Source organism: Psychrobacter sp. 16-MNA-CIBAN-0192, assembly GCF_040309565.1.
Taxonomy (GTDB): domain Bacteria; phylum Pseudomonadota; class Gammaproteobacteria; order Pseudomonadales; family Moraxellaceae; genus Psychrobacter.
In genome coordinates this window covers 1-230 of the sequence record NZ_JBEOOX010000786.1, presented here as the reverse complement: position 1 = coordinate 230, position 230 = coordinate 1, and the positions used below count along the sequence as shown (strand labels likewise).

Below are 230 nucleotides of genomic sequence, written 5' to 3'. Positions count from 1 at the left end.
AGCCTGCCCAGTAGGAATTGCTTTGACTAAATACCAAGCATCGGCTTTTTGTTCTTGATGTTCAATATTTGCTATAGGTTCGCCATTTTCTTTACGCTGCTCAAAATCGAGCAGTATTGAATTTAACCACTCGTTAGCTTGGTTATTAGGATTGCGCACTTTTAATGATGTACGACTAATTTCCCACTCATTCGCACTGTGTTGTAGTGCAATAGCCGGCGCACTAATAT

At 40.4% G+C, this 230-nt stretch carries 1 protein-coding gene; it reads right to left on the bottom strand.

Features of this window, described 5'->3' with window-relative positions:
* Positions 1-230: c-type heme family protein (locus AAEY78_RS15210; RefSeq protein ID WP_352340369.1), on the bottom strand; the 230-nt coding region annotated here is incomplete at both ends.